Here is a 26,049-nt window from a genome sequence, read left to right as displayed (position 1 = left end):
GTTTAAGAAGCCTTATGCTCTAACCTCAGCTTATCCGCAACCATTGCAATGAATTCACTGTTGGTAGGTTTAGCTTTTGTCATGCTGACAGTATAACCAAACAACGAGGAAATGGAATCAATGTTTCCTCTGCTCCATGCCACTTCAATTGCATGGCGGATCGCTCTTTCTACACGGCTTGCGGTTGTGTTAAATTTTTTGGCGATGTCTGGATAGAGGACTTTTGTAATGCTGCCGAGCAATTCGATGTCATTGTATACCATTGAGATTGCTTCGCGCAGATAGAGATAGCCTTTAATATGGGCTGGGACGCCGATTTCATGGATAATGCTTGTGATGCTCGCGTCGAGATTTTTCTTCTTTGGTTCAGGCTGGCTGCTGCGTATAATACTGCTTTGCGATGATGGCGCACGATGCGTCACACTGCTGGCATTTCCGCTGACCTGGCGGATATGGCCGACCGTTGTCGTTCCGATAAGTTTCCGTCAATTCAGCGCCAATTCATCGCTATGTTCTTACGCCAATTCATCGCATTAGGAGGACGTCAAAAAATGGCGAAAAATCAACGTAATTCTGAACGAAGTTTAATCTTTAAAACTCGCAAAACTACCGGAAGGCAGCGCGCATTTAATCTCTCGGAATCTATTAACGTATATCTAGAAGATAAACGTTTAGCTAAACGCTCTGAGCGAACGATTCGAACGTATAATCAAACGCTCCGCCACTTCGAAAAGTTTTGCGCAGATAGAAACCTTACAGGAACGGAATCCGATTGTGTAAAAGAATACGTTAAGTTTTTATCGTTTGAGAAAACGAAATGGGACGACCATCCAACGAGTCAACGGTCGGAGCAAGGCGTCGGCGTGTCTTCGCGATCAGTCAATAACGTTATAAGGAATCTACGTATCTTCTATAATTGGGCGCAAAAAGAATACGGTATTTTCGATGGGTCGCCGGCGGAACGGGTCGAATATCAAAAAGAGGCCGAGCAAACTTTCGAAGTATTTACGGACGAGGATGTAACTAAATTATTATCCACGCCAAATAAGCGCACATATACCGGTTTTCGCGACTATGTAATGATGTTGATTCTCGTTGATACTGGCGTACGTATAGGTGAATTAACGCACACGAAGATTGCGGACATCGACCTCGTATATAGACAGATAAATTTACGCGCAGAAATTACGAAGGCTAAACGTTCGAGAACGCTTCCTCTTTCGAAAACTACAGCAGACGCAATTTCCGAGCTTATCGAATATGTTAACGTTCAGGACGAAGACGATTACGTTTTTCTTACACAATTCGGAGAACGTTATTACGGCGACACGTTTTCGAAGATGCTTAAGAAATACGGAAAGAAAGCCGGCATCAAGGACGCGCGTGTTAGTCCGCATACGTTTCGCCATTATTTCGCGGTGAAGTTTCTATTAAACGGAGGCGATCCGTTTGCTTTAATGAAGATTCTCGGTCATACCGATATGGCTATGACTAGAAGATACGTAAACTATCTAAATAGTAACGTTAAGGAAATGCACGATAAAGCCTCTCCCGTGACTGCGTTAATGGATAAAGGAAACAATCGAAAGCGTGGACCGAAAATGTTTAAGTAAGGACGGATTTTATCTCCGTCTTTTTTATTTGACGCAAAATGCGCTAAGCAGTTCGTGAACGTTGGTGACAATTTGTCACAGTCGCAGATTTTCTTTTTGCGATATTTAAAACGTATCTATATCGGTGTTCCCAAGAAGCCCATTTAATTCGTAGATTCAAACGCCTTTCTGAAACGTTCCATAAGCGATCCGCCACGATTTAAGCGCGCCTTAACCGTCCAAGCCGCCTTCCTAAACCCAGCGTATAGGTAATCGTCGAAACGCTTAATTTCGTGCGATTTCGCTTTCATAATCGTTGCGTGCCACGCTTCAACGAAAGGCTCCGCGTGATCTTCGAGTCTGATCGTTCTATCTACGCTTGCCTTAGCGCGCAAAAGAATTCCGTAGTATTTATAAATCTTTTCGGCGTCAAAGTAGCGAGCCATTGCGTTATAGATTTCGTTAGGCAGCGCGCCCTTTAACGCTTCAGCCGGTACCGTCGCCGTATCTAATACGTTATTTTGGTTTTTAGAACGCTTAATTAAATCCGATGGTTCGTTTTTCGTTTTCGGCGCTTCAGCCGTTGATTCCGTAGGCTTTTCGGCTTGTCCGCAATTGGACATTGTCGACTGGTCATCTGCGCCTCCAATCGGCAGGATCACGATGATATTCGCGCCTTTTCCTCCGTTAATCTTCCGCGTCGTAGCGACCTTCTTTACGATGCCGAGCCCCGCTAATTTATTCAGCGCTCGTCTCGCCGTCTTAACGGATTTCTCGATCAGGCCCGCCAACGTTTCCGCCTTGAGATGCGCTGCCCCGCTAAACTTAACCGCGTACCTTGCGATCATCTTAAGCGCCCGGCGATCCGTATCGTTAAGCTCGTATGTATTGCGTTTGATATGTTCGTAAACAGATTCGTTAAGTTGATCCGTCGAGTCGAACGTTTGGTGTTCCGCTAAGTAATGCATATCGCTACCTCCATATCGTTATGTCGTTATTTTGATTATAGATATTGTTATAACGGTATGTCAATATTTTTATTTACACGATAGCGATATTTCGTTATAATTAACGTATCAGAAAACGGAGGCGATTCGATTGGAACTCTACGTTAAATTGGACGAGATATTAGAAGCCCGCGGATGGACCCGAAAGAAGCTCGCAGAAGAAACGCAGCTTAGACCGAACGTAATCAGCGAGATATGCAACCACCAGCGCACAACTTATAATCGTGAACATATCGGACGTATTGCGAAAGTTCTTGGCATTACGGATATGAACGAGTTGTTTGAGTTACGCGATTAAGCCCACGATTAATTCGCGGGCGTTTTCTCTTTCGGTTTTGTTATCGACTGAATGAACGCAGTAAAGGTGGGCGCCTGAAATACCTTAAACGGAAACGAAGGCAATCCGTATCGCGTGTCCGATAGAATCAATACGTGCGGAAACATGATCCGCTCGGGATTCTGCCACGGCTCCAGCGCAATAATGCCCGACTGGAAAAACGCTTCGTATCGGTCTAACTTTTCGCGCATCTGTTTTTCCGAATAAACCGACCGCTGTACCTCGATAAAGAAAGGCGTCCGCCGGTATAGCGCAAATATATCCGGCTCGACCGTACCTTTATCGCCGTACTTAGGCTCCACCAAGAACGACTCCAACGCCTGACCTCGCATCTCTTTATAAACGTTGCTTATCGCAAGAAAATGGTCGATCTTGGCGCTGTTCTTTTTCATCGTCGTTTCGCCGCCAAAGTAAACGTAAGGTTGGCGCGCCGTAGATCGCTGAATATGCCCGTCTCTAAGTAAACGCAGCAGAACGTTATTGGCTGCGTATTTTGGTCTGCGCAAATTTCCGAAGTGCAACTCGGCAATCGTATCGCGATCCATTACGCGAAATTTATTAAGATCCGCAATGATCGCTTTATCTCGGTTAGTAAGGGCCATCGGTAAACACGTCCTTTTCCGTTAAGATTTCCGGCTCGGCTGCCGGTGGCGTTACGTCTTTGGTCGGTGACTTCATTACACAGTACGGATTCAGCAGCGCCTTCGCTTCGTTCATTTCGAGATACGGCGCCTGTAACTCGTAGGTTTTGTCGGCCGCCATAATAAACCGCCCGCTTACGTCCAGCTTCTCGGCGCCTGGCGTATTGACGATTCGGGCCTCCGTTATGTCGCGAAGCTTAAATCCCATGCTTACGGTTAGATTCGCGCGAATAGTCGTATCGAGCGTTTTGGCGTTCGGTCGCTGCATCGAAAGAATCGCGAATACTCCAAGCGTACGGCCTATCGCGACGAGCTCCGCTAATACGTCCATGATCTCGGCGTCTTTTCTTAATAGAAGAAACTCGTCAATACAGACGACTATATATGGTCGTTTACGGTCATCCGGGAGCTCATCGATATGGCTTATTTCGAACTGCTCCGTAAGGTTACTGCGCTCATCTAACTCGCGTTTTATACTTCGTAACATTCTTCGTATGTCTTCAGCGCTCGTTAGAACGCATTGTACGTGTTCGACTTTCCGGAATACGTGGAACTCCGATTTCTTACAGTCGGCGAGGTATAACTGCAGCCGGTCGGGTCGGTTCTGTTTTATCAGCGTCGTCAGGATCGACCGTAGCTGCGTTGACTTTCCGCTGCCCGTTTCGCCCGCAATAAGAATATGTGGCTGCGTTAATAAATCGAAGCTTACGTATCGTCCGTGGCGATCTTTGCCCGCAATAATGCCGAGCTTGTGGCGCTCTATAACTGGCTGGATTTTCGCAAAGTCATAGCGCAATACGGCCGGCATTTCGGCGCTGTAAACCGTAAGCACATACCGTTTTAGGTCGCCGCTTAGTTCAACGTTGCGTCCGAATACTTGCCGGAACACGAACTCTTTTTTCGCGATTTCTTTCGGGTCCATTCCGTTAAGTAACGTAAATACATATCGCGTTCTTTCTTCGTTAATATCAACGTCATGAATTTTCGGATATCGGCGCGCTTCTTTTCCGTTAGACAAACGTTTGGCTGCGTACAGGCCGGCGGCATCGAAAACGTATTTCAGCGTCTGCTTGGCGTGTAAGTTGCGCAAGAACCGTTTCATATCGCGTTTAAAAAACGCAGTAGCAACACGGCATAGCCCGCAGGTAGGACGAACCGTAAGAGCCCGTTTACTGCGTCTCCAATATACGCAAATTTGCCGCCGAACAAGCGACCTTCTAGCCAAGCCGCTCCAATGCAGACCAAGCCCGCGCCACCTACTAACGCGTACAAGCCGACTACCTCCGGAGACATATCGAAAAATCCTGCCGCTGTGAATCCGCCGGGCACGAACGAAAACGCCCGTGCGAGCCCTGCCCTGTCGTTCCTTCGTCTCGCTTCGCTCATCTCTCTCACTCCTTAACAAATTTCGTAAACGGCTTCGTTATGGGCGTTAAACGCGATAAAGTGCGGTAGGTTAACACGGTAATAACCATTACGGAAGTCGCCACCAAGTGCGGTAACCTTTTCGCAACTCTGCCGAACCTACCCGCACCCTACCGTTTAGCTGCCGTGTAGTTGCCGTTTAATAAACGTTACGCGATATGGATCGTCCAATATCACAGTTTTTTGCCCACGTTTAACTTTCCGATTTTTTGGACACGCTGATTTTAGGAGGTGTTGTCCGATGTTTGGACTAGGTAAACGACGCAGCCGATTCGGCCGCTTTTTAGATCGAGAAGGAATCGCGCAGGAGGAAGTTCGCCAAAAGGCCGGCATAGGTCACGGCACAATGACGAGCATGTGTAATGATCGCGATTATGCGCCGCGTATTTCAACGTGGGTAAAAGTACAGCGCGCTTTAAGGTCGCTGGGATACGAAGTCGATCGAGAGGATTATTTTGACTGTTGATAACCGAACACATATTCGCATATAATAAATGCGGAGGTGTTCGCCATGGAGATCGAGGATAAACGGTGGGCGATGCGCATTATATTACCGGAGCACAGAGCCGGCCTAGCACGCCAAGCCGAAGAGAAACGGAAAGTTGAAAAGCCACAGCTAGATGCGCAGCAGATCGAGGATATGGAAATGACGGTCGCTGAGTCGATGGAGTTCGGTGCACCGCTCGCATTCGAGGTTTACGACGATGGCTACATACGAGATGTAATTGGCGCAGTACATTACGTGGACCACATACGGAAGGAATTTCGCGTGAAGGACGACAAAGGCGATACCAATTTCGTGAGGTTTGCGGATATCATAAACGTAAAAAACGCCCCATCCGGTTAAGGACGGGGCTGTTTTCGTTAGCCGACGTTTTTAACCCAGTCGACCGCTATATTCTGTTTGCAACGTCGGCAACTATCGTTAACCTTACCGCTCGTTACGAAGTTTTTATCGTGGCCGCAATTCGGACAAGAGTACCGTGCGCCTCCTAACGCGATTGCGAAAAACGGAAGACTGAAGAAGGCGAGTCCGAATCCCGGAAGTATACCAATAATTGTGAGACATAAGAGCACCGAAATCAACATAATAAATGAGCCAACGCATAAACTAATAATCCTACCGAAGCCGAACTTTTTCTTCGCCACAGTCACCGTTTTATATTCCACGTTAATCCACCCGTCCTTTATATGAGTTAGTGAGTTAGTAAAATTATACTACGGCGCCAAACTTATCCGCAATGAGTTTTTATGTACGCGAGCACCTACGTTATCATACGTAAGCACTCGCTAAAAGTTTCGTTATTTACTCGCCTTTTGTACGTGCGGTCTTCGTTACTTTATTATCTTTCCAATATGCCCAGAGCGAGGTAGCTCCGAGGAACACCAACGAAATGAAGTCCTGCACGCCGGCTTCGTCGATCGGAATCGGACTGTGCCCTGTCATTGTTAATCCGCTATTTACAAGCGCAACCAAAAGAAGCACGAATCGAGCGACCGTTCCTGCGCTAATTTTCTCCGTATTCATAATATCGTCTCCCTTTCGTTATTTTACTGTCGCGCCGGTTGATTTCGCAGCGTAGATATTTACTTTTCCGAACTGATCCGTCTTGATCGTATAGACGTCCGTTTGCGGGTTCGCAAGGATTTCGTATTTCAGACCGCCGAATTTCTTAGGACGCAAGTATCCGCACTCATTTCCTTTAACTGGCGCTTTGTTAGTCGGATAGATGCGCCAAGAATCGGCCGAAGCTGGCAGGTAAACGTATTTCTTACCGCCGGACGACGGTTTAGACGATCCGCCTTTAAGTTTGAGCACCTGGCCGACCGTAATTTTATTCGCGTTCTTGATGCCATTGTACGATTGAAGTTTCGCCATACTTACGCCTGTTTTCTCCGCGATTTCGGAAAGTGTGTCGCCTTTATTGACGGTATAAGTAGACCCGGAAGCTTTTGGCGCTGAAGCAGCAGGTTTAGACGCCGACTTGCCGCCAAGCGCTTTAAGTTCCGCCGCGATTGCCGCCTTTACAGATTCCCAACGTCCTTCAGCGAGCACGCGATGCGGACAATATTTTCCGGACCAATCCTGGTGCTTACGGACACGATCAACGCCCCAGCCGCGCTCTTTTAACAGTTGCGCAATAAACTTAATCGCCAGCTTTTCGGCCGCTTTGTACTTAGCGCCGCCTGATTTCGAATAACAAACCTCTACGCCGATAGACGTACGGTTTCCGGAACCTGCTCCGTTACCATCACCGCAATGGAATGCGTTACGATCCGTCGGAATTCCTTGAACGACTTCCTTATCGTCGACCGCGAAATGATAGCTCGTTGAATTTGTGTTTCCGATCATATACCGAATCTCTGCGTCCGCTGAAGCGTCATTAGCGGTATTGTGGAACGTAATATACTTCGCATCCATTGAATACGGACACTTAACGGAATACTTACTTGATGCGACGAGATTCTTTCGAACTGAAATAGCCATTTTATCGTCTCCTTTCGAAATTAAAAAAGCCCGCCGGGACTCTCACCTGACGGGCGTATTGCGTTTATTTGGTTACTCTCTTCCGCGAAATTTTTCTTCGAGTCTATCGATCTTATCGATGATGACATCATACTTATCGCTAAACTTATCGAGTAGATCCTGCAGCCTTGATTCGCGTTCCCGGTTCGACTTCATGACGTAAATAAGAAGCCACGTAAAAAGGACCGCGAAGGGCCCTTGCGTTAAAAAATATTTAATTACGTCTAGTTCGCCCAATTATGGCGCCCTCCTTTCCGTTAATTAAGCAATATCTTCACTAGGCGGATTATCCGGATCGTAAGGATCTCCGGTAATCTCTTCGTATTGTTCCGGCGTGATACGTCCTACCGCAACAACGTCGTGCACCTGCTTCTTCGTCCAAAGGCCGTTCTCATAAAATCCTTTAATATACGTATACCAATCGATTGTCATTTACGATCCTCCTAACGCGATTAAGTAGTATAAATCCGCCACTTGTTTCTGAAGGACTTCGATTTCTGACGGTCCGGGGTCAGGCGGCTGTAAACTATCGATATACTCCTGTGTAGCTGTTTCGCGCCATTCCGATTTGCCTTTATCGAACACCGGTTTATACATGCCGGCGCCGTCGGGATTAACAGGAGGGATATCTGTGTACCCTTCCGGAATATCCTCGCCGTCATTGATAATCATATTTTCTGACGGCACATAATTCATTTTGTTGTCGTATTTGTATATTTGTTTCATTTGATAACGCCTCCTCTACAGCGTTTTAAACGCGAAATCAAATTTAATATAGTTCGTGTTACTGGATACGCTTTCTACGATGACTTCCCCAGTAGATTTGTATGCAATCCGAGCAACCTGTGCCGATCCTGATGCTATTTGTATACAACCCATAGATCGTGGCGGCCGCATGTTTTCAGGGAGTGTAAAAACCGTAGTTCCAACAACGCCTCCTTTTGCTTCCCCTCGTACCCATACTGTTTTCGACGCATCAATTCCAAAAACTACATCTTCGCCGCCGTTGTAGTGAGACCAGCCGTTCTGCAAAGTCGCAACAACCCACGAAAAGTTAGATACGTAAGTCTTGGCGTCAGCAAGCGCCTTATCAGCTTTTTCTTGCGCGCCCTTCGTTGTTTCTTTAGCGTTCCAAGCTGTGCGCTCATCAGCCGTAATATGCCGCGTAGTATCGTCGTCATGCGCATCAAATTCTTTCTTACTCGCCTGCTGTACGTCATCTACATTCGATAAGCCAATCTGCGCTTTTGTCACAGCGTGCGGGTTACTCGTATCATTGACGTGGTTATCAAACTCAGTTTTCTCCGCTTGTTTGACATTATCGACGTTGGCTAACCCGACTTGAGCTTTCGTTACTTTGTGTGGATTGTCCGTCTTAGCTGCGTGTTCGTCCGTATAAGCCTTCGCATTAACTTCCGCTGCATCCGCCTTTTCCTGCGCTCCCTCTTTCGTCTCAATTCGGTCGAGATCAGAGAACTTCGCTTTTAATTCGTCGAGCATCGCTGTTTCTTCGTCATACATCGCTATGATTAACGCCTTTAATGATTCGAAATCATCGACGTAATATTCTGCGAGAGGTATGATGTTCTGGTCAGCAAGACTTTGCGATACTTCAAACCCGAATTTGTGAGCAGAGAGTGATTGCCCGTTCGTATATTTCAGAATGAGTTGACAGTTGAATTTGCCATACATTTTGATTTCGTCCTCATCTAAAACATACTCTGCGATACCTTTCAACGGATCAACTATCGTGACATCTCGTAATCTCTGCTTACCGCTGGACGGAACGAGGATTACTTTTCCAGTCACTGCTGATAGTGGCAATGGGATGCCGTCCTTGCGTAAATAAAATATCAACTTTGCCGTATTAATATCTTGCGTTGAAAATATAAAAGCTGATTGGTAATTCCCTTCTGTTATTGCGTTTATATCGAACGCGTAAGAGCCATTTTTATAAATAGTCAATTTCGTTACCTCCCTTTAAATAGTCGCCGCGTGAATTAATTCAAATACCACTCAAAGACAATTGGGTACCAGGAATTCACATCAGGACTAGGGTGTCTTGTGGATAATATTTTAACTTTTCCGTTCGGTTGGATTTGACAAACTGCATTGTACCCTCCTGATGTTGGAATCGTAAAGGCCAACACTCTATCAGGCGACCACTCAGGATAGTAGCTTATATACTCTGTGTCCATAGTCGTTATGCCTTTTAGTTCGGCCTCTAGACGTATTTTATTTCCTATTCTTCGTATTCTTGGTAGGCGTTCTAGAGAGTAGGCAGTTGCCCCATTTAATAATTCTGTGCCCATCCATCCCGTATCTTTGCGAGATTGGTTTACGTTTACATCCAAGGAATACCCCAGCATTCGATTATGCCGTACAAGAACAACGTCGGCGTTATTCACGACCTGAACTGCAACTAAATCTCCTTTGTACACACAGCACGATTCATTTTCAAAGTTATAGTTGTAAATATTCGGAATGAAGTTAGAAAACTTTTTATTGATCGCACTAGCGAGTGAGTCTTTTGTGTAAATATAGTAATTCAAAAGCTCCCCAGTTAGGTTGTACACGGATATAGCCGGCCTCCCGTTGCTTTTACCGTGTGACATGAATAGGAACCCATCATTTAGGGTTATGCCTTGTACCTTCTCCAAGTTAGGAATATAGTCTACAGTAAAATCGGTGTATAGAACGGGATTCCCCATCTTTATCGATTCCCAAGTGTACACATAAGCATGAATGCTGGATTGATTTACGGTTATCGAAGCAAAATAATATTTGTTAGCCGCGTATTTACTACTTACATCAGCTATAATTAAATCCGAGAGCTCTCCTGTATCGTAATTAAAAATGTTATATCCAGACCTTTTTGAAGCTTTAACGATAAAGCATAAGTTACCTTGGTCATTATAAAAAAATGACAGCCCCTCAGTGTATGCGCCAGATTCTATAGGGATTGATTTTCTTTCTTTGAAACTCCCGGTATCAAGATCGCGAATTTCAATTCTCAGTTCTGTTCCTTCATTTTCTTGGGAAGCAACATAGATTTCATTTGTCAGCTCGTTTATATTTGCAGATTGCGGCCAAAATAAAGCTTCTTCCCGCGCCTTAAATGTAGTCATTGCTTCCACATTATTCAAATAGCTTAAAGCATCCTGCGAATTGGTTATTAATTCAACCGTCTTGTACATTTCTGCTAGTTGGTTCTTATTTGCTTCCAGTTGAGTCTTAATTTCTCCCTTATCTGCATCCAATCTTTCTTTCAATACAGGATACACAAAACCATCATCGTCTACGCGTGCATCCACAACCTCTTTTATGTTGGTTCCGTCAGCATTTAAAATTAAATTGTTTATTCGGTTTTTCGCTTTCTCAATTTCGTCTGAGACTGTTAATCCGTCAAAATGGATTATTTGCTCGGACGTATGGGCTGCAGGACCTTTAATGTGAGCCCTTAGATCGCCATATGCTCCGCTAATGTCTTCCGCAATATCTTCTAGATTGTCATTATAGCTGTTTCTAAAATTACGATCGAAAGCGCTGCCCGCTTTTTTGTAAGGGTAATTCGGCATTTGTCTCCTCCTTATACCTGCCCTCCGACTTCCTGTTCGAGCGCTGTCAATCTATCTAAAATCGACTGCATGTCGACTTCGCCCGAAATCGGCATCTTTATCCGTTTTAACTTTGTGAAATCTTCCGCACTCATTAACCCGTCGGTGTTGTCTGAAGCTAACGCGACTACTACTTGACCATCCGGACCGACAAGAATATTCGCCAGTTTTATGAAATCAACCGAACTCATCAACCCGTCTGAATTTGCCGATGCCAGCCCGTATTGAGGAATGTTGAGTTTCGTCGGATCGTATCCCGGATCGAATACAGTATTTCCACCGATTTTTATAGAACCTTCTCGAATCTTTCCCGTCGATGAATCAATGATTTTCGATATAGTCTTTTGAGTGCGCCTAAAATCGGAAACAATATCGGTGGACTTACGCATAATTGTTCCGAGAGTATATTTCGGAGACTTTCCTGTATCCGAATAGTCCTCCACCTCAACGACGCGGATACGTAAGTCAATATCGAAGGGCTCAATGATGCACCATACGTAATCACCTTTGCGTATATCCTGAATTCCCTGCGCAAGTAACTCGACGTATGTCAGGGAAATCGAAATATCTATACGATCGTGAAGCTCCGACTTTATCTGCGCTAGCAGGCTCGACTCATCGGTATATCTTTCGTCTCGTACCGGATCTGCATGACGTACACCAAATACATCGGCCAACGGGCTTTTATACTCCGCAGTAGCAACGTAAGTTCCGTCTTCTTTCTTTTTACCAAACCCGCGAATGTACGTTTTAAGCGAGTTTGTGTCGATATCTTTAGATGGGTTATTGATATTGAACGAGTACCGAAGTTGATTGTCGGTGTACCTTGCGATCTCTTTTGCGATGTATATTTTTTTGTTCATGCATTCATATTCCACTCCGAATTTCTCGGCGATTGAATTAAGTAATGAGAGTGATTTTGAGTCTCCGAAGTTCTCAACGGTAGTCGACTTTGCAATATCGGCGGTATCTACTTCGTAAGTGTATCCCGTACCTTTAAGTGCGAAAGCAAGCATCGTTTCAATCGAAAGGGCCTTCTCACCTTTGATGACATCGTAGATGTACATATCGGAAAGGTCGACAAACATTCGATGGATTGCAGTTGCGTCAGCTTTCAGAACGTTACCGATAGGTTTGATAGTGGAAGTTTTGATGACGTACTCCTCTTCGCCGTAGATCAAGTAATTCTCGTTTTGTACCAAAGGAAAGGCGTGCTTGTTACGATCTGTTAGAACGCCGTTCACATTGATTGTTTTCTCGTTGTTAATCGCGTTTTGTCTGACAACGTCAAAATCCGTTAACATTTCGAATTGGCCGGCAAGGCTCCGTATGAATAAATCTTTCACGCAACCACCGCCCTACAAATAGTAAAAGCGAAAGTCGAATGATATCTCGAAGCTTTCGCTTGTACCTGATAATTTAAAGTCGTTCCAACCAGGCGCTATCGTAAGTAGCTTTCGATTAGTAGCACCGAATATGCTAACGTTGTTTTTCGTTGCTCGTACTCCATTAAGAATGATCGTATCTCCCGCCGCCGTTGATCCGGAGTATTTCCAGACGTCACCCGTCGTCTTGTTTGTAATCGTCAGGTTATTAGACGCGCCCTTATACACGATGACTAACGGAAACTGGCGAGGAGTAATCGTTTCGGTTCCCGCGTTAAAAATTTCAAACGCGGTTGTTTTGTGCTTATACGTTGGAGTCTCATCAATCATACCTCCGCCGATCTGCCAGAGATTCGAGTCGAAAGTAAACGAATCTAGCGTCGTACCAATCGACTCGGCAAACGGGCTGAACGCAACAAGATCGACATCAAACATGCCGTAAATCCACTGCTGATCGATCGAATATTCAGCATTTGTTTTCACGAGCCATCGCTTACCTGGATTATATGATTCCGTAATGTAAAACGGCTGCCTCGAATCGAACAGTTTGAAAACTTCGTCACGCATTAAATAGTAGTCAGGGACATCGGCCGCTTTTAAATAGAACGAACATTTTATAATACGTGCGTCGTATGTTGTTCCGCAATCGACAAGCCCGTGCACGCCGGTAACCTGCTCCGCTTCATTGCGAGGCGAGGGGGATGACGGATTAAATTCACGGGTTGTAATTCCGATCTTTTCTAAATCATAGACTGTACCGCTTATCGTTGTGATAATCGTATTCATCCCATTCACCCCTGCATCAGATTTTTAATCGAAATTTTCCGTCCTTGTTCCGCACTTACAACACGCTCGGTTCTGCGTCCGATCTCTTCGCTATCCATCACGGTTACAAGCTCGATGTGCATCGGCTGCCCCTCGTCTGGTTTCGCCACCGACGCTTCGAAGGCGTGTTTAACCTTCGCCATCTTGCCGCCTGTCAACGCCATTGACGGATTATACGCGTAGTCCTGTGCGTCGATCATGGCCGCATTTGCCATTGCGTCTGCCGCCGACTGAACAGCTCCGATATTACGTTCGATACCGACCGCTAAACCTAGCGGTAAGAACTTACCGACTTCGTCACGGAATACACGAGAAGGCGAGTGAATACCGAAGAAGCTTTTGATTCCCTCCGTAATGCTGTCGGCAAAGTCGCCGATTTTCCCGAGAATCCAGTCCTTCACGGAGTTAATACCGTCCCATAAGCCTTTAATCAAATCGGCCCCTGCGTCGAACACTTTGCTTACGTTATCACCGATTGCGCCCGCTAAGTCCATAACTATTTCGAGACCCATTTCTAAGAGATCCGGAATTGCCTTCGCTAAACCATCGATTAGCGCAAACAACAACTGCAGACCTAAATCGATTAGATCGGGTATGAATTTTATGATAGTAGCGATAAGCTCGCCTAAAAGCGTAATCGCGGCCGAAACCAATTGCGGTAGTGCCTTAATCAATCCGTCGACTAGCGCAATAATCAAATTAACGCCTGCTTCGATGATTTTCGGTAAATTGTCAATCAGCGCCTGGACCAAGCTGACGATTAAGAACAGCGCCATTTCGATTAGCTTCGGAAGCATCGTAATAATTCCGTCGACCAAGGACGTTAAAATTTGGATGCCAGCTTCGAGTATTAACGGTAGATTCGTTGTGATCGCCTCAATTAGCGCCATAATAAGCTGGAGCGCCGCCTCGATTAATTGTGGAAGAACCTGGATGATTCCGTTAATCAGCGCATTCAAAATCTGGATGCCGGCCTCGATGATCATCGGCAGTAACGTAACAATTGTCGTAATCAACATCGTTAGTAATTGCGTTGCCGCCGTAATAATTGCCGGAAGCGCAGAAACAATTCCTTGAATCAGCGACGTGATGATTAAGATGCCCGCACCTAGAAGCATCGGCAAAAGCGTTGTGATCGATTGGACCAACGTCGTTATGACCTGCGTAATGGCCGTTAGAATATTCGGAAGCGCCTGCGTAAGTCCGGATAGAAGTCCTGTTATAATCTGAACGCCTGCCTGCGCGAGCTTCGGTAGATTCGTAGTGATCGCGTTTACGACAGAAGTTACGAGATTAACGAATCCGTTTAGGAACGTCGGCAGGTACGTCTGCAGCCCTTGCTCGATTGCCGGCAAGAATCGCATTCCTGCGATAATTAGGCCGGGAAGTCCTCCAACCAGCATACCTACGATTGTCGGAATGTATTGCGCGATAGAACTGAAGTCGCCCTGAAACGCTTTATTGACAGCGCTTATCAAATTCGTAATCGCGTTCTGTACGGCCGTAGCGCCTGCGATGATTAACTGAACGACTGATTCCGGTAATATCTGACGCAACTTATCGGCTCCGCTTGCGAAGTCGCCCGTTAAAACCGTTGCTAGTCCGCTAAATAGTGTCTTCAGTGTCGCAAGAGCCGGTGCTAGCTTTGCGCCGATCGTGTTCGCCAAGGCTTCTAGCTTAGTGCGGATGGCTTCGTTGTTTTTGATTAACAACGCGATGGCTGCGATTGCCGCGACGATGGCTCCTACTACCATTCCGATATGAGCGATAATTAGGAGCAATACCGAACTCGTAACGCCTAATTCGACAGCTACCCAACCGAATGCCGCTGCGAGCGTTCCCACTGCGGAAACGACCGATCCTATGAAGATTAAAATTGCGCCAAAAACAGCGACTAAGCCGGTAATGACTGTGACGGCCGCGCCAGCGTACGCTATAAATTTTTGCATACCCGGAGAGAGCTTGTTAAAGCCGTCGACTAGGAACTGCGCAATACTAACGAGTTTAGACAACGCCGGCAGTAACGCATTACCAACGGAGATTTGTGCCGTTTCAAAGGCTCCACTGAGCTCCTCGATCTGGCCTCTAAGGTTGTTCATCTTCTCCGCCGCAACTTCTGCCGCAGTGACCTTAGACATTTCCTTCCACATTTCCTCGGCGCCTTTTGCGCCTTCTTTCATCATGATGTTTGCAGCCCGGATAGCGTCAGTACCAAACATCGTTTTTAGCGCAGCCTGTTGTTGTTGCGACGTAAGCCCTTTAAGTTTATCCTGAAGAACTTGCGATATTTCTGCGAACGACTTAACGTTACCTTCAGCGTCATAGAACGCATTAGCACCGTCGTCCGTAGCTAATCCGAGCTCTTTCATTGTCTCGAAAGCTTCGTTTGAGCTTGGCGTTAGATTCAATAGCATCGTTTTAAGTGACGTACCGGCATCCGAACCTTTGAGTCCGTTTTGCGCGAATATAGCGAGTGCTGTAGACGTATCTTTGAACGACATCCCGACGCCTGAAGCAACCGCCGATACCATAGATAGGCCGTACTTTAATTCGTGAACGTCCGTCGCTGATGCGTTAGCCGCGCCCGCCAACATATTCGCCGCCTGCGTAACTGAAAGGCCGTCTTTCTTAAATGCGTTTAGCGCAGTCGAAGCGATTTCGGCCGCCTCTCCGAGATCTAACTCGCCGGCAACCGCCAAATCGAGCGCACCCGCTAGACCGCCGCCCATGATGTCCTCTAACGAAACGCCGGCTTTAATAAGTTCCTCAATACCTTGGCCGGCTTCTAACGAACTGAATTTCGTCTTCGCGCCCATATCGATTGCTAAATCCGTAAGTTTTTCCATCGTCTCGCCGGTTGCGCCAGATACCGCCTTAACGTTAGACATCTGCGCCTCGAAGTCCATCGCTTTGTTAACCGCAGATCCTAACCCGGCGCCTACGCCTGCCGCGACTGCTCCGAATCCTAACGCAATAGATTGGCCCATACTTTGAAGTTGCGAACCGAAGTCTCTAAGCGAGTTCTGCGATCGTTGCAATTCCGTAGTTAGGTTGGAAATATCGGCGCCAATCCGGACGATAATCGATTGATCCGCCATATAGCCCCTCCTTCCTTATTTGATGTCAAATTGCGATAGCCATTCGGAGGCCTGTTGCTGTTTTGCAATAACTTCTTGCGGGATATCGACCTCATCATCCGCTGTTTTAGGACGCTTGAATAAATCGGATTGCTTAATGCTTTTCTTGGCTGAACGAACTTTTCCGATCATCATCGCGAGTGAAGCCAAGTCGTCGTATTGATCGAACTTTTTGTCTTGCTGCGCCTGGATTAAGATGTAATACTCCCGCGGTGTAAGTGCGTAAACTTCGTCAGGCTTTAACGATAAATACCGCCAGGCATCGCGCAGTACTTGATCTATTCCAAAATCCCCGCCAGCATTTCCGCCGCTTTCGGATCTTTCTTCAGAAGCTTTTCCGCTGTTTTCTTGTAGAAAAAACTGTTCGATACAACCTCGTTCGTGATCTTAAGAATCGTATCCATATCGAGATCTTCTTTCTCGACTCCTTCTTCGATAGCTGCCCTAACCTTAGAAATCGAAATATTCTTACCGGTGTGAAAAAGCCCCGCATGTACAACGTTTACAAACGTCTCCAAATCCCCGACAAGCGCTTTACCGATTAATTCGAACGAGCCTCCTTTGTATAAACCATCAAGATGTTTAACGCTCTTGAACGTTAGCTTTAATTCGTACTCTTCTCCTTCGATTTCAAAACGTGCCATATAATCGTCTCCTTCTCGTTTTTATTCGTTAAGTAAAAAAGACACCGCGATTAAGCGATGCCTTAAGGTGTAGTCGTTCCTGTGCCTGTATCTCCGCTAGCTGGCGCTGATGAAGACGGTGCTCCTGCCGGAATTTCCGTTAGAGTTTCCTCCGTAACGTCTCCGTTCAATGCGCCTTCAAGTGAATACGTTGCGAAATCTCCGTTTCCAAATTCGCGTTCGAACGAAGAAATCATATACATACCACTTTCCGCCTCTTTAGTCCGAGTATCGATTTCGTAAATTTTGACGAACTCTTTATTTCGGATTTTCTTTTTCATCGCCTTAATAAACGGATCGCCTTCTGTAATAACGCCCTCAAGCGAGACTGATTGCGTTACCTTTCCGTAGTCACTTCCGGTTTTATCTTTCGTATCCAAGTCGATCGAGTCAGCTTCGATACTTGTTGTTCCGCTCGTTTGGTTAAACGGACGGATCATCTTTTCGCCCGCATCCGTTTCGATTACCGCTGCGTATAAAATCTCTTCTCCGCGATATTCTACCGCCAAATTAAGTCCCCCTTTTGTTATGCGTTCAATGTCGTATCTATCTCGATGTCAAAATAAACGCGATGATACTGCGTCTTATCCGCTACTTCCTCCGCAGGCAATGGAACCTCCGCCGTTAAATTGACATAAAAAAGACCGAGCGTTTGGCTCGGTTCATTTGCGTTAATAAGCGCTATTTTATCGAATAAGAATATCCGATTAAGCTGCTCCTGTACGGTTGCTCGTTCTATTGCGGTGTTTGTGTGAAGTCCGATTTGGAATCGGTAAACCATTCGCACAGATTCCCGTTGTTTCGAAACAACTGTCGGAGTGTTCTGCCTCTGCTGGACCGTAATAAACGGCTTGGTCTCCGGTAATACAACGCCATCATAGACCCACACGACCTCAAATCCGGTTTTCTTAGCGAGATGTTGGATGATCGAATATTGAACATCGATTTGCCTCATCGGCCTAACTCCCGTACTAAGCGAAGTATTTTCCCTCTAAAGACACGTTCGTTTCTCCATACAACATTCCGAATAAATCCGCTTTGAGTTTTGTGTGTGTATTCTTGGATCTTCGCATAATCTACGTCCGATCCATACTCCCACAGCGCAGTCGCAACCTTTTCCGGACTGGCTATAATACTGTTTCGAAGTTTCCCTGTTTTCACAGGAGCCTCCTCAGCTGATTCGTTTGCCATCAAAAGTGTTTGTGCTTCAGTTTCTTCGTCAACTTCTTGTACGAATTGCGTTGCGTCAAGACCACGCACAACTCGATTAAGGCCTTCGACTGAAATACGTACCTGGGATCGACTCATCTTCTCAGCCTCCCAACGATCTCGGCGCGGTTTCTTGCTCCGATTCCTTTTTTATCTACGGATAATATCTCGTAGGTCTTTCCGTCATAGATTACGCTTTTAAGAGACTCGTAAATATCTTCGATCAGTTCGATAGCAATCGAGAACCAAATATCGCCGGATTGAACTTCGATCCCATCCGCTAGATACTTATCGATCTTAACCTGCGAACTTATTTCGGTGACTACGGAGGGAACAATCCGTTTTGGCGGTTCTTGTTGTGGTAAGGGCTCGTTTGTTATCGGATCTCTTACGACTTCTCCTTCGTAAAATAAAACAACATCATGAGTTCGTCCTTGAACGACTTCTTTTCGCGCATGCTTCATAAACGCGATGTCTTCCGGTGTTATCACGCAGTCACCTCCTATTTGTATTTGTCGTATAGTTCATACGTTAAATAGCCGGTACAATTTATGTGCATCATATAAATTTCCGGATCATCCGGTTTGTACAGTCCGGCGCCCATTCCGTAACGGTCTTCGAGTTCAAGCTGTGTGCATCGGTGATCTGGCCGATTAGCCTTACCGCGATGAACACGCATTGCTTTAACGACTTGGCTTTGCTGTCCGGTGTAAGACGCCGCTACTCTATGCGCCGTATTCCCTTCGGTTACGACCAACCGCCTGATTTTCCATGCGTCGTTTTCGTATACTTTACGTACATTAGCGCTAATCTCACTAACGGATTGACCCGTTATAATTCCCGTCCGAATAGCTTTCGAAAGCTCGTCGCGCAGATCACCAGCAAATCGCCATACGCGGTCGGACAATACTAAACCATCGTCGCCTACTCGATTTACAATGTAACGAACAACGTTTTTATTGATCTTATCGAAAGCAACTCCGGATATAGCTGCGGTGCCTACCGAATCTACAAACGCCGTTTTTACTGCGTCTGAAGTCGTCGAGGCTGTATCGTCAAATATTTTCTCGAAGGCGCTCATACCGGTAGTTCGCACGAGCTTTTCAATCGTATCTAACTCGCGAAGTAGTTTGTTCAAGCGCTGCCTTTTAATTTTTCCGTCGCTGCCGCTGTACTCCGTAAGTAAGTCAACGATCTCAAGTCGGATTCGTCCAATCTCCTTTATCGCGTACTCTTGTTGGCTCGCGTTCAACTTGCGATATTGCATCGAAACCTTTTTAAGCTGGCGATCTAATTCCGTTTGGTTACTCATCGATCATCAGCTCGCTTCGGATGCATCTGGCCGCCGCTTCTCCGATAAGCTTTGCGATAATCTTTTCGGGCGTCTTTTCCGAGTTGCATATAATTAGCGAAAATGTTCGTTTTGTCTACCGATTCTTCTCCGTCTTGGAAACTAAAAAACCTTGCCGCATCACTCGCGATAGTTTCATATGCGATTGCCAGCGCCAAAAATAGGACTGCATTTTCGTTTTCTTCCGCAGTTAGACCGGACTCAGCTTCGGCTTCGGCGATCCATGCGGCAATATCGTCCGCTGTGACGCCTTCCACTCTACTTAATCGCGTTGCTAGTCGACTTGATACCGCCACATGACTCACCTCCGTTATTTTTTCGCTTTAGCAGCTTTAGGTTTAGGGTCCGGCTCATCTACGCGCTGAATAAACGGTGAAGCCGCATCAAGCGCTTTGATTTCCTTCTCGACATTCGTTTTATATACGCCGTATCCGTTAAAAACGAGATGCAAACCGTCTCTCATAAATTCGTAGTTTGGTAACGTCTTGTATTCTGCCATTACGCCATCAACCCAGCCGCTTTTAATTTAGCAAGCAACGCATTAAAGTCCGTTACAAGACCGGCAACGTCTGTCGCTGTGCTGTTCGCTTGAGCCGCCGCTTTTGATGCGGTCAATTTACCGTCCAGTGTAGTCTGTAAATTCGTGACATTCGCGATTGTATGCGTATGAGATGATGGTGGGAAAGTCGAAGGTTTTCCGGTGACGTCCGCCCATTTGACTTCTACAGTTGCGCCCGAACTTGCTTCTAATTTCGCTAATAGGTCGCCGAGTTTAAGGTCATTCGCAACCGGCATCGACATGTTAAGGCGTTGTACATCCTCTTTACTTAAAGCCATTTACGGCCTCACTCCTTTCAAATTATAATAGGGGCCATAAAAGGCCCCGTCATATTAGGAAACAGATTTAGAGATGCCGGAAAGGATTGCAACTGATTCTTTCGCGTTCTTGATCTCGAATCCAAGTTCGCCACGAATTACACGAGAGAAATAATCTGCGCCGTTTGGTGTAGCGTCTTGGTCGTATACAGGAGTTAGATAACGAGCTTTGATGTTATCGAGATCGAGTAAAACAGCGCGGTCCTTCGGCATGTTTTGGTCAACAACAACTTGAGAAACTGCGCCGCCAGGTAGGTCGCTCATGAATGACATGATTTGATAACCGACTTGACCTTCTCCGCGAGTAGTACGAATAGTGTCACCTGCAAGCTTTGTAATCTGGCGAGAAACGTTTGGAGCGCAAAGAATTGTATTAACTCGTCCGCCACGCTTAAAAGTCTCTTCGATAACGTCGTTTAAGCCTTTGGCTGTGATTTCTTTTCCGCCGAAGTCTTGATTTTTCGATCCTTGTTCTTGCGCAAAAGCGAATAATCCGCCTGTAGAGCGAGGCTGAGCCGCTGACCCTTGGTATTTTCGTCCATAAATAAGGGAGTTGTTCATCTCTCGAACCATTTCTTGAAGACGAAGGTTGACTTGATAATCGAGTTCGTCAGAAACTCCGTACGTATTAACTTGCTGCTGTGTACGAGACACGGAAGCGTAACGAGAGAAGATCTGCGAGTAGTTGAACGATACAATACGATCGTTAATCTCGTTCTTTCTAAATACGTCCTCGCCTTCTGGACGTGGACGAGAAATTACCTTTAATTCTCCGTTAGATTCAACGGCTTCTGGAGTAGTCGCATCATACCCACGTTGAACAGTGATTTTGTCGGCAGCTTCATCGACTGCTGTTACGCGTAACACTTCAAGACCGTTTTGCACGAGTGCATTTTCAGTAAATTTACGCGCATCTCCTTCAGCCAACTCGATTTCAGTTGCGTCCGCTGCGGCCGCTGCTTTAGCGACGCCAGTGTCGCTGTTCAAATAATCGTTCTGCCATTCGAATTTAGTTTGTGTAAGCCCTTCCCCTGTGCCGATAAGCCCAAAAAGAACCGGAGCCTTCGTTAAAATTAAATCTACGTTCGCTTGCATTTGGCGAACCTGTTGCTGGAAATCATAGCTAGTTGCTACCATGTGTTAATCCCCCTAATATTTTTTGTAATTAAAAAAGCCGCCATAAAGGCGACTGAATTACCGTTTGTTTTTTAAACTTAAAAGCTCATTGAATATCCGGGTTACTGTTCCGGAGTACCTACTATCCTTAAGAGCTTTTTGTTTAGCCTCTTCGAGTTCTTTTTCTTTCGCAACAATCTCCGTTTGAGTGTTGTTAGTCGAAGGATTGCTTCCGCCCATTGCGTCGGCTCCGATCGGTTGCTTAAACATCCACGGACTGGACGCCTTAAACGCCACGACTGCTTCTTCGGCTCCAACAACGTTACCTTCTTCGTCAATCTGGACCGCTGACTTATCGAGTAGCGCGAGAACTTGATTCGGATCGTTTGCGTTAAGTGACCGAGCGATAGCGCGAAGCTCCGTGTTAATAATCCGTTGATTAGCCGCTTCTTGAGCTTTTTTAGCTGCTTCCGTAGCCTCTTCCGCTTTCTTGGCCGCTTCTTCTTTTTCGACTCTTAAGCGTTCAGCTTCGGACATTTCTGCCTTTTTGCGTTCTTCTTCCGCTTCCTCATATGCTTTTAATCGTTTAAGCTGCTCTTCCACTTCCGTCTGCTTCTTTTTCTCGCGTTCAAGCCGTTTATTTAAAATCTCGTCAAGTTCGGCCTGCGTGAACGTCTTTTCCGGTTGTTGTGTTTGCTCAGTCGGTGTTGATTCCGGCTCCCCAGCCGTAGTTTGAGCGTTAGTTTCTTCCGGTTCCTGTTCCGCGAAAAATTGTAGGTTTAAACGTAATAACTTTCGTTGTACATCCATTCGTATACCTCCGTTTAAAGCCCGTCGGCTATGGATTACGCAAAACAACAACCGATAGTTTAACGACATATCGTAGGTCAAGCGTTGTTTATGCGTTAGGATCTTCGTCGTCTTCTTCTGTTTCATCTTCCGGCGATCCGTTCGCAGAATCACCGTAAGGGTCTTGCGATTGCATCTTAAGATTACGCTCTTGCAAGATCTCCATAAATTTAGCTTCCGGATTTTCTTTTCCGCTTCGAGCGATTGCGCCCTTTACGGATTCCATTTCGTTAGAAATTTCTTCGCCTAACTGCGTAATTAACGCCGCTTGATCTTCCGGTAAAGGAAGTCCGAAGATAATTTTGTTATCGTAATACTCATCGACTTGCGATAGAAGCTTACTGTCGTATTTGAATCGCGGATGTTCTTGGCGTGCTTTCATATAACGCAAGATATATTCGTTCAACGTTTGTAAACGGGACTGCCAAACGATCCAAGCCCGCTGCGTTTTCGAAATGATCGAGCCATATAACAGCTTCAGCGCCATATCGTTAATACCACCGGTATTCATGTCGGCCGTATTGACCATCGGAACTTCGCTGATTTCGTGGAGCCGCTTCTGCATCCGGTCAAGGTACGCTTCAATCGCCTCTTTAAATTTAAATCCGCTTTCAAGCTTCTTCGCGTCCGGCGTTCCTCCGTCTTGTCCCGATTCACCTAGATCCCAAATCGCGCTAGGCGAGACTTGAAACGGCTTTGTCGGATCGTATTCTACGTCAGTTAGCAACGTAATCGCGAACATTTCAAACCGAAGCGCATCTGAGTAATCCGATATTTTGCGGTCAATTTCGTCGGCCGTATCGATCAGTTTCTCGATCTCACTGTAACCTTCGCTGTGTCCCGTAAGTTTGTCCGTTGGGATATGAACAACCGGGATAAAATCGAGCCCCATCGATTTTCTTTTGACTCTCTGATCGCGCAAGGACAATCCGTCGTCATAAACGGCTTCCTCAATCTCGCAATCATAGACGCCGGTTTCTTCATCGCCTTTCCATACGAGATAGTACGAAAGTTTCCAAAGACGCGTCTGATCTTCGTCAAGCCACGCTACAAAATGAACAGCGTCTAATTGGTCGGCATCCCACTCGTTATGAACTGCGATAACTTCCGTCGAAGGATGCCACAAAATTTTAATTTCGCCGCGACGTGTATCGTAGTGCAATCGGGCGTATACGCCGGTACGGCTGATAGCGCGATCTTTAGCCGCAGCCAATAGCTTTTCATGCATCCGGTTGTCGTCCCAAACCCACTTTAATAGCCGCTCTTTCGCTTTAGCACGACTATTCTCCGCTTGCTGTTCCGCACTTGGCTCGTAACCCGGTTGCATCATTTGCGCTGGATCGTCGATTACATCAGGGGGTACTGATACTTTCGGCTCTTTCTCGAATTGCCAAGCCGCCATAGTATCGATCAACTTTCGCGGGTAGTTCATCGAAAGTGTAGTCGGTTCATATGCGATATTGTCCGGCTTAATATAGTCGGACCAAACGTTTAGGCTGCCTTCATAGCGCCGGTAAAGCTTAATCTCATCGCAAATACGTTGGAATTCGCGCGAACCGATTGCTTCTTCTACAGGTATCACGAATTGAAACGGGTTAATAAAATTCCGATCTACAATTACGATTTAAAACGCCTCCTTTCGTTTAGTAACGGTAATTACCGACATTGCCGCCTTTGCGTCTACGCGATTTAGCCGCAGCAGAAACCGCCATTTCTAACGCATCGATAACGTCATCGTGTGCTCCGGTGCCATACTGTTCGAATTGCTCCAGCAATAGCGCATGTCTCCGGTCAAACTGGATTGTTCCGTTCTCGATTGAAGGCAATAACGCTTCGATACGGAGCTCTTTACGACTACGGTGTTTTATTTTCTTAACGCGAGTATCTGCCGGATAACCGGCTTTCGTTAACTGCTTCTTAAGCTCATCGACGAAAAACTCTTGCGCTGCCTGCGCTTCGGCCGCAATTACAGTCGGCTGGTACTGAACGACCTTCTCAACGATGACTTTCATAAACTCGTCCGGCTTCAAACGCTGACCGAACGCATCAATAACGTAAATAGAGCCGCTAATCTTATCGATAGCGACCGTCGTAATTGCAGAGTAGTCTCCGCGCTCTTTCCCCATCGCGAAATCCACCGCAAGGGAAACATCATATTTCATGTAATCGATATTGCCGTTGTGGTACGTGAACTTTTCCGGATTAAAAATCATCGATTCCTCGTCGATTGGATGGTTCATGTACTCGGTATTGAACGCTTTGGAGCCGTTATCCCACTTCCAGCGCATTAATTTAAACAGCGGCTGGACTTCCGGCCATAAAACTTGGCTACCACGCAATAATTCGGCTTCATTTTCTTTATAAAACCGTTCTGCGTCGGCTAATCGGTTCGGATTTTCGCGATCAATATAAATAAGCCGGCACTTTTCCCAAAGATCGAGACGTTCCGGCTGTTTGATAATGGCGCGGTAAACTTTCGTAACAAAGTCCGACCGCTTATATAGAACGTGCATCAAAAGCGCATCCATGTGGACCGTCGTTCCCATGTAAACGAAGGCCGTCCGCTTTCCTTTCGGATCTCCTAACGGCATGACCGTCTGTGAGAACCAGTTCCGGAGACTATTTCGCTGCTCTGGCGTACTGGCGTTTCCTCCTGGGCGCGCATCCTCTAAATCGTCGCAGATAATAAGATCCGGCCGCGTACCGTTCCAGTTACGTCCACGCAACGCCTGACCTGTAGAGGCCGCTTGGACTAGCGCGAGCTGCTTTCGGCTATCTCCGTCTGGATGCCACGCGATGAACGATTCGGAGTTATCGATGATATTCGCTTGGTCTTGCGGCGACAATAATGGCCCGAAGTCGGCGCGTAATTTCTTGTTAAACTTAAGCTGATTCCGAATCCATTCCATATTCGCTTTCGATACCGAAGGCGTTTCCGAAATAATGATCGTGTATTTCCGGCGCCGATAAACGATTTCGTGAACCGGAAAGGCTTTCGATAAGTAAGTCGATTTTGCATGCGAACGTGGCGCCGCTGCCGCTATCTTTTCGTTAACCTTTTCGGAAGACACGACGTTCATAATGTCGCATATCTCTACGTGGAAATCAGGCGCTTCACTAACGTCTGTTATATCGAAGCCATCCCAGTTACCGTCATTATCCGGGTTGCGTGCGTCCGAGAAATATTCGATTGAGAACTCGAGCAGATTACCTTCGCATCGATGAATCCGTTTAAGCCGCTCAAGCTCGGTCGCTTTTTCGTAATAATCGGCGATCTCTGACGCAGGAATGTCGTCGCCGTACGTTTCATCTAACGCGTCTAAGTATTCAGTTAGAACGTTGATTAATTCAGCGCGTTCAGCCGGTTTGAACCAGCGTCCGTCAACCCATGCGATAAAGATCGCCTCCTTTTCGTTTAATTTCGTTTGACTTTCGTCATCATTTTCGCTATCATGAGTGTAACAAAACAAAA

33 protein-coding genes and 1 pseudogene are annotated in these 26,049 nt (G+C 46.2%); 5 read left to right on the top strand and 29 right to left on the bottom strand.

Features of this window, described 5'->3' with window-relative positions:
* Positions 1–2 precede the first annotated feature (2 nt).
* Positions 3–461, bottom strand: a pseudogene (gene spo0A, locus MKY50_RS21685) (sporulation transcription factor Spo0A); the annotation flags it as partial.
* A 90-nt stretch (positions 462–551) separates the two neighbouring features.
* Here spo0A and MKY50_RS21680 point away from each other — a divergent pair.
* Complete coding sequence (locus MKY50_RS21680; protein WP_341117502.1) at positions 552–1,613, top strand: tyrosine-type recombinase/integrase; 1,062 nt, start codon at positions 552–554, stop codon at positions 1,611–1,613.
* Positions 1,614–1,756: 143 nt separating this feature from the next.
* Here MKY50_RS21680 and MKY50_RS21675 read toward each other — a convergent pair whose 3' ends face one another.
* Positions 1,757–2,560 carry a helix-turn-helix domain-containing protein gene (locus MKY50_RS21675; protein ID WP_341117501.1) on the bottom strand — a complete coding sequence of 268 codons (804 nt, stop codon included), beginning with the start codon at positions 2,558–2,560 and terminating at the stop codon, positions 1,757–1,759.
* Positions 2,561–2,690: 130 nt separating this feature from the next.
* Here MKY50_RS21675 and MKY50_RS21670 point away from each other — a divergent pair, with 130 nt between their 5' ends.
* Positions 2,691–2,897, top strand: a complete 207-nt coding sequence (locus MKY50_RS21670) for a helix-turn-helix domain-containing protein (protein WP_129092573.1) — start codon at positions 2,691–2,693, stop codon at positions 2,895–2,897.
* Positions 2,898–2,905: 8 nt separating this feature from the next.
* Here the strand turns inward: MKY50_RS21670 and MKY50_RS21665 are convergent, their stop codons facing one another.
* Both MKY50_RS21665 and MKY50_RS21660 read right to left on the bottom strand, forming a co-directional pair.
* The gene (locus MKY50_RS21665) at positions 2,906–3,538 is read right to left on the bottom strand and encodes a replication-relaxation family protein (protein ID WP_341117500.1); all 633 of its coding nucleotides are present in this window, start codon (positions 3,536–3,538) and stop codon (positions 2,906–2,908) included.
* Positions 3,525–4,316, bottom strand: coding sequence for an FtsK/SpoIIIE domain-containing protein (locus MKY50_RS21660; protein WP_341117511.1), 792 nt, complete (start codon positions 4,314–4,316; stop codon positions 3,525–3,527). The genes MKY50_RS21665 and MKY50_RS21660 overlap by 14 nt, the downstream gene beginning before the upstream one ends.
* On the opposite strand from MKY50_RS21660, the gene MKY50_RS21655 reads away from it, so the two are divergent.
* Entirely contained in the window at positions 4,296–4,421 is a 126-nt protein-coding gene (locus tag MKY50_RS21655; RefSeq protein WP_341117514.1) for a hypothetical protein, read from the top strand. The genes MKY50_RS21660 and MKY50_RS21655 overlap by 21 nt on opposite strands.
* Before the next feature lie 254 nt (positions 4,422–4,675).
* On the opposite strand, the gene MKY50_RS21650 is transcribed toward MKY50_RS21655, so the two are convergent.
* Entirely contained in the window at positions 4,676–4,963 is a 288-nt protein-coding gene (locus MKY50_RS21650; RefSeq protein ID WP_341117498.1) for a hypothetical protein, read from the bottom strand.
* A 280-nt stretch (positions 4,964–5,243) separates the two neighbouring features.
* Here MKY50_RS21650 and MKY50_RS21645 point away from each other — a divergent pair, with 280 nt between their 5' ends.
* Both MKY50_RS21645 and MKY50_RS21640 read left to right on the top strand, forming a co-directional pair.
* A complete protein-coding gene (locus MKY50_RS21645) occupies positions 5,244–5,468 on the top strand; it encodes a transcriptional regulator (protein WP_129092577.1) in 225 nt (74 codons plus the stop codon).
* A gap of 45 nt (positions 5,469–5,513) precedes the next feature.
* Positions 5,514–5,849: a YolD-like family protein gene (locus MKY50_RS21640; RefSeq protein ID WP_341117495.1), complete on the top strand. Its 336-nt coding sequence runs from the start codon at positions 5,514–5,516 to the stop codon at positions 5,847–5,849.
* Between the two features lie 459 nt (positions 5,850–6,308).
* On the opposite strand, the gene MKY50_RS21635 is transcribed toward MKY50_RS21640, so the two are convergent.
* From MKY50_RS21635 to terL, 24 genes are all read right to left on the bottom strand, one after another.
* Positions 6,309–6,530: a phage holin gene (locus tag MKY50_RS21635; protein WP_341117493.1), complete on the bottom strand. Its 222-nt coding sequence runs from the start codon at positions 6,528–6,530 to the stop codon at positions 6,309–6,311.
* 18 nt (positions 6,531–6,548) lie between these two features.
* Entirely contained in the window at positions 6,549–7,490 is a 942-nt protein-coding gene (locus MKY50_RS21630) for an N-acetylmuramoyl-L-alanine amidase (protein ID WP_341117491.1), read from the bottom strand.
* Between the two features lie 72 nt (positions 7,491–7,562).
* On the bottom strand, positions 7,563–7,766 hold the full coding sequence (locus MKY50_RS21625; protein WP_033881227.1) for a BhlA/UviB family holin-like peptide: 204 nt from the start codon (positions 7,764–7,766) through the stop codon (positions 7,563–7,565).
* A 24-nt stretch (positions 7,767–7,790) separates the two neighbouring features.
* Complete coding sequence (locus tag MKY50_RS21620) at positions 7,791–7,961, bottom strand: XkdX family protein (protein WP_341117488.1); 171 nt, start codon at positions 7,959–7,961, stop codon at positions 7,791–7,793.
* The gene (locus MKY50_RS21615) at positions 7,962–8,255 is read right to left on the bottom strand and encodes a hypothetical protein (RefSeq protein ID WP_341117486.1); all 294 of its coding nucleotides are present in this window, start codon (positions 8,253–8,255) and stop codon (positions 7,962–7,964) included. It abuts the gene before it with no gap.
* 15 nt (positions 8,256–8,270) lie between these two features.
* The gene (locus MKY50_RS21610) at positions 8,271–9,494 is read right to left on the bottom strand and encodes a BppU family phage baseplate upper protein (protein WP_341117485.1); all 1,224 of its coding nucleotides are present in this window, start codon (positions 9,492–9,494) and stop codon (positions 8,271–8,273) included.
* Between the two features lie 35 nt (positions 9,495–9,529).
* Complete coding sequence (locus tag MKY50_RS21605) at positions 9,530–11,107, bottom strand: hypothetical protein (protein WP_341117484.1); 1,578 nt, start codon at positions 11,105–11,107, stop codon at positions 9,530–9,532.
* 11 nt (positions 11,108–11,118) lie between these two features.
* Positions 11,119–12,492, bottom strand: a complete 1,374-nt coding sequence (locus MKY50_RS21600) for a phage tail protein (RefSeq protein WP_341117482.1) — start codon at positions 12,490–12,492, stop codon at positions 11,119–11,121.
* Between the two features lie 12 nt (positions 12,493–12,504).
* Entirely contained in the window at positions 12,505–13,317 is an 813-nt protein-coding gene (locus tag MKY50_RS21595; RefSeq protein ID WP_259607589.1) for a phage tail family protein, read from the bottom strand.
* Between the two features lie 5 nt (positions 13,318–13,322).
* A complete protein-coding gene (locus MKY50_RS21590) occupies positions 13,323–16,454 on the bottom strand; it encodes a phage tail tape measure protein (RefSeq protein ID WP_341117480.1) in 3,132 nt (1,043 codons plus the stop codon).
* A 15-nt stretch (positions 16,455–16,469) separates the two neighbouring features.
* Positions 16,470–16,643: a hypothetical protein gene (locus MKY50_RS21585; RefSeq protein WP_341117479.1), complete on the bottom strand. Its 174-nt coding sequence runs from the start codon at positions 16,641–16,643 to the stop codon at positions 16,470–16,472.
* A 128-nt stretch (positions 16,644–16,771) separates the two neighbouring features.
* The gene (locus MKY50_RS21580) at positions 16,772–17,137 is read right to left on the bottom strand and encodes a tail assembly chaperone (RefSeq protein ID WP_168781820.1); all 366 of its coding nucleotides are present in this window, start codon (positions 17,135–17,137) and stop codon (positions 16,772–16,774) included.
* A 62-nt stretch (positions 17,138–17,199) separates the two neighbouring features.
* Positions 17,200–17,685, bottom strand: coding sequence for a phage major tail protein, TP901-1 family (locus MKY50_RS21575; RefSeq protein ID WP_341117477.1), 486 nt, complete (start codon positions 17,683–17,685; stop codon positions 17,200–17,202).
* 17 nt (positions 17,686–17,702) lie between these two features.
* Positions 17,703–18,131 carry a hypothetical protein gene (locus MKY50_RS21570; protein WP_341117476.1) on the bottom strand — a complete coding sequence of 143 codons (429 nt, stop codon included), beginning with the start codon at positions 18,129–18,131 and terminating at the stop codon, positions 17,703–17,705.
* Positions 18,128–18,484, bottom strand: coding sequence for a hypothetical protein (locus MKY50_RS21565; RefSeq protein WP_259607578.1), 357 nt, complete (start codon positions 18,482–18,484; stop codon positions 18,128–18,130). Before MKY50_RS21565 ends, MKY50_RS21570 begins: the two co-directional genes overlap by 4 nt.
* On the bottom strand, positions 18,481–18,876 hold the full coding sequence (locus tag MKY50_RS21560; protein WP_259607576.1) for a hypothetical protein: 396 nt from the start codon (positions 18,874–18,876) through the stop codon (positions 18,481–18,483). The genes MKY50_RS21565 and MKY50_RS21560 overlap by 4 nt, the downstream gene beginning before the upstream one ends.
* 11 nt (positions 18,877–18,887) lie before the next feature.
* Positions 18,888–19,466 (bottom strand): hypothetical protein, encoded by a 579-nt coding sequence (locus tag MKY50_RS21555; protein WP_341117475.1) that lies wholly within the window; start codon positions 19,464–19,466, stop codon positions 18,888–18,890.
* 227 nt (positions 19,467–19,693) lie between these two features.
* Positions 19,694–20,032, bottom strand: a complete 339-nt coding sequence (locus tag MKY50_RS21550; protein WP_041056717.1) for a hypothetical protein — start codon at positions 20,030–20,032, stop codon at positions 19,694–19,696.
* Between the two features lie 14 nt (positions 20,033–20,046).
* Positions 20,047–20,235 carry a hypothetical protein gene (locus MKY50_RS21545; RefSeq protein WP_341117473.1) on the bottom strand — a complete coding sequence of 63 codons (189 nt, stop codon included), beginning with the start codon at positions 20,233–20,235 and terminating at the stop codon, positions 20,047–20,049.
* Positions 20,235–20,573, bottom strand: a complete 339-nt coding sequence (locus MKY50_RS21540; RefSeq protein WP_445662047.1) for a head fiber protein — start codon at positions 20,571–20,573, stop codon at positions 20,235–20,237. Before MKY50_RS21540 ends, MKY50_RS21545 begins: the two co-directional genes overlap by 1 nt.
* A 54-nt stretch (positions 20,574–20,627) precedes the next feature.
* Entirely contained in the window at positions 20,628–21,749 is a 1,122-nt protein-coding gene (locus MKY50_RS21535) for an SU10 major capsid protein (protein WP_341117472.1), read from the bottom strand.
* Positions 21,750–21,806: 57 nt separating this feature from the next.
* Positions 21,807–22,538, bottom strand: coding sequence for a phage scaffolding protein (locus tag MKY50_RS21530; RefSeq protein ID WP_341117471.1), 732 nt, complete (start codon positions 22,536–22,538; stop codon positions 21,807–21,809).
* Positions 22,539–22,626: 88 nt separating this feature from the next.
* Positions 22,627–24,201, bottom strand: coding sequence for a phage portal protein (locus MKY50_RS21525; RefSeq protein WP_341117507.1), 1,575 nt, complete (start codon positions 24,199–24,201; stop codon positions 22,627–22,629).
* Between the two features lie 19 nt (positions 24,202–24,220).
* Entirely contained in the window at positions 24,221–26,047 is a 1,827-nt protein-coding gene (terL, locus tag MKY50_RS21520; RefSeq protein WP_341117469.1) for a phage terminase large subunit, read from the bottom strand.
* Positions 26,048–26,049 lie beyond the last annotated feature (2 nt).

This window comes from Bacillus sp. FSL R7-0685 (assembly GCF_038002425.1).
Classification (GTDB): Bacteria; Bacillota; Bacilli; order Bacillales; family Bacillaceae; genus Bacillus; species Bacillus subtilis.
The sequence above is the reverse complement of the archived record's forward strand: the minus strand, read 5'-3'. Positions and strand labels throughout refer to the sequence as shown.

What these genes read in the sequence shown, in the direction of transcription:
- MKY50_RS21680 (WP_341117502.1), top strand. Translation starts at nt 552, where the DNA reads ATGGCGAAAAATCAACGTAATTCTGAACGAAGTTTAATCTTTAAAACT.
- MKY50_RS21675 (WP_341117501.1), bottom strand. Translation starts at nt 2,560, where the DNA reads ATGCATTACTTAGCGGAACACCAAACGTTCGACTCGACGGATCAACTT.
- MKY50_RS21665 (WP_341117500.1), bottom strand. Translation starts at nt 3,538, where the DNA reads ATGGCCCTTACTAACCGAGATAAAGCGATCATTGCGGATCTTAATAAA.
- MKY50_RS21650 (WP_341117498.1), bottom strand. Translation starts at nt 4,963, where the DNA reads ATGAGCGAAGCGAGACGAAGGAACGACAGGGCAGGGCTCGCACGGGCG.
- MKY50_RS21645 (WP_129092577.1), top strand. Translation starts at nt 5,244, where the DNA reads ATGTTTGGACTAGGTAAACGACGCAGCCGATTCGGCCGCTTTTTAGAT.
- MKY50_RS21640 (WP_341117495.1), top strand. Translation starts at nt 5,514, where the DNA reads ATGGAGATCGAGGATAAACGGTGGGCGATGCGCATTATATTACCGGAG.
- MKY50_RS21635 (WP_341117493.1), bottom strand. Translation starts at nt 6,530, where the DNA reads ATGAATACGGAGAAAATTAGCGCAGGAACGGTCGCTCGATTCGTGCTT.
- MKY50_RS21630 (WP_341117491.1), bottom strand. Translation starts at nt 7,490, where the DNA reads ATGGCTATTTCAGTTCGAAAGAATCTCGTCGCATCAAGTAAGTATTCC.
- MKY50_RS21620 (WP_341117488.1), bottom strand. Translation starts at nt 7,961, where the DNA reads ATGACAATCGATTGGTATACGTATATTAAAGGATTTTATGAGAACGGC.
- MKY50_RS21615 (WP_341117486.1), bottom strand. Translation starts at nt 8,255, where the DNA reads ATGAAACAAATATACAAATACGACAACAAAATGAATTATGTGCCGTCA.
- MKY50_RS21605 (WP_341117484.1), bottom strand. Translation starts at nt 11,107, where the DNA reads ATGCCGAATTACCCTTACAAAAAAGCGGGCAGCGCTTTCGATCGTAAT.
- MKY50_RS21595 (WP_259607589.1), bottom strand. Translation starts at nt 13,317, where the DNA reads ATGAATACGATTATCACAACGATAAGCGGTACAGTCTATGATTTAGAA.
- MKY50_RS21590 (WP_341117480.1), bottom strand. Translation starts at nt 16,454, where the DNA reads ATGGCGGATCAATCGATTATCGTCCGGATTGGCGCCGATATTTCCAAC.
- MKY50_RS21580 (WP_168781820.1), bottom strand. Translation starts at nt 17,137, where the DNA reads ATGGCACGTTTTGAAATCGAAGGAGAAGAGTACGAATTAAAGCTAACG.
- MKY50_RS21570 (WP_341117476.1), bottom strand. Translation starts at nt 18,131, where the DNA reads ATGAGGCAAATCGATGTTCAATATTCGATCATCCAACATCTCGCTAAG.
- MKY50_RS21565 (WP_259607578.1), bottom strand. Translation starts at nt 18,484, where the DNA reads ATGAGTCGATCCCAGGTACGTATTTCAGTCGAAGGCCTTAATCGAGTT.
- MKY50_RS21555 (WP_341117475.1), bottom strand. Translation starts at nt 19,466, where the DNA reads ATGAGCGCCTTCGAGAAAATATTTGACGATACAGCCTCGACGACTTCA.
- MKY50_RS21545 (WP_341117473.1), bottom strand. Translation starts at nt 20,235, where the DNA reads ATGGCAGAATACAAGACGTTACCAAACTACGAATTTATGAGAGACGGT.
- MKY50_RS21540 (WP_445662047.1), bottom strand. Translation starts at nt 20,573, where the DNA reads ATGGCTTTAAGTAAAGAGGATGTACAACGCCTTAACATGTCGATGCCG.
- MKY50_RS21535 (WP_341117472.1), bottom strand. Translation starts at nt 21,749, where the DNA reads ATGGTAGCAACTAGCTATGATTTCCAGCAACAGGTTCGCCAAATGCAA.
- MKY50_RS21530 (WP_341117471.1), bottom strand. Translation starts at nt 22,538, where the DNA reads ATGGATGTACAACGAAAGTTATTACGTTTAAACCTACAATTTTTCGCG.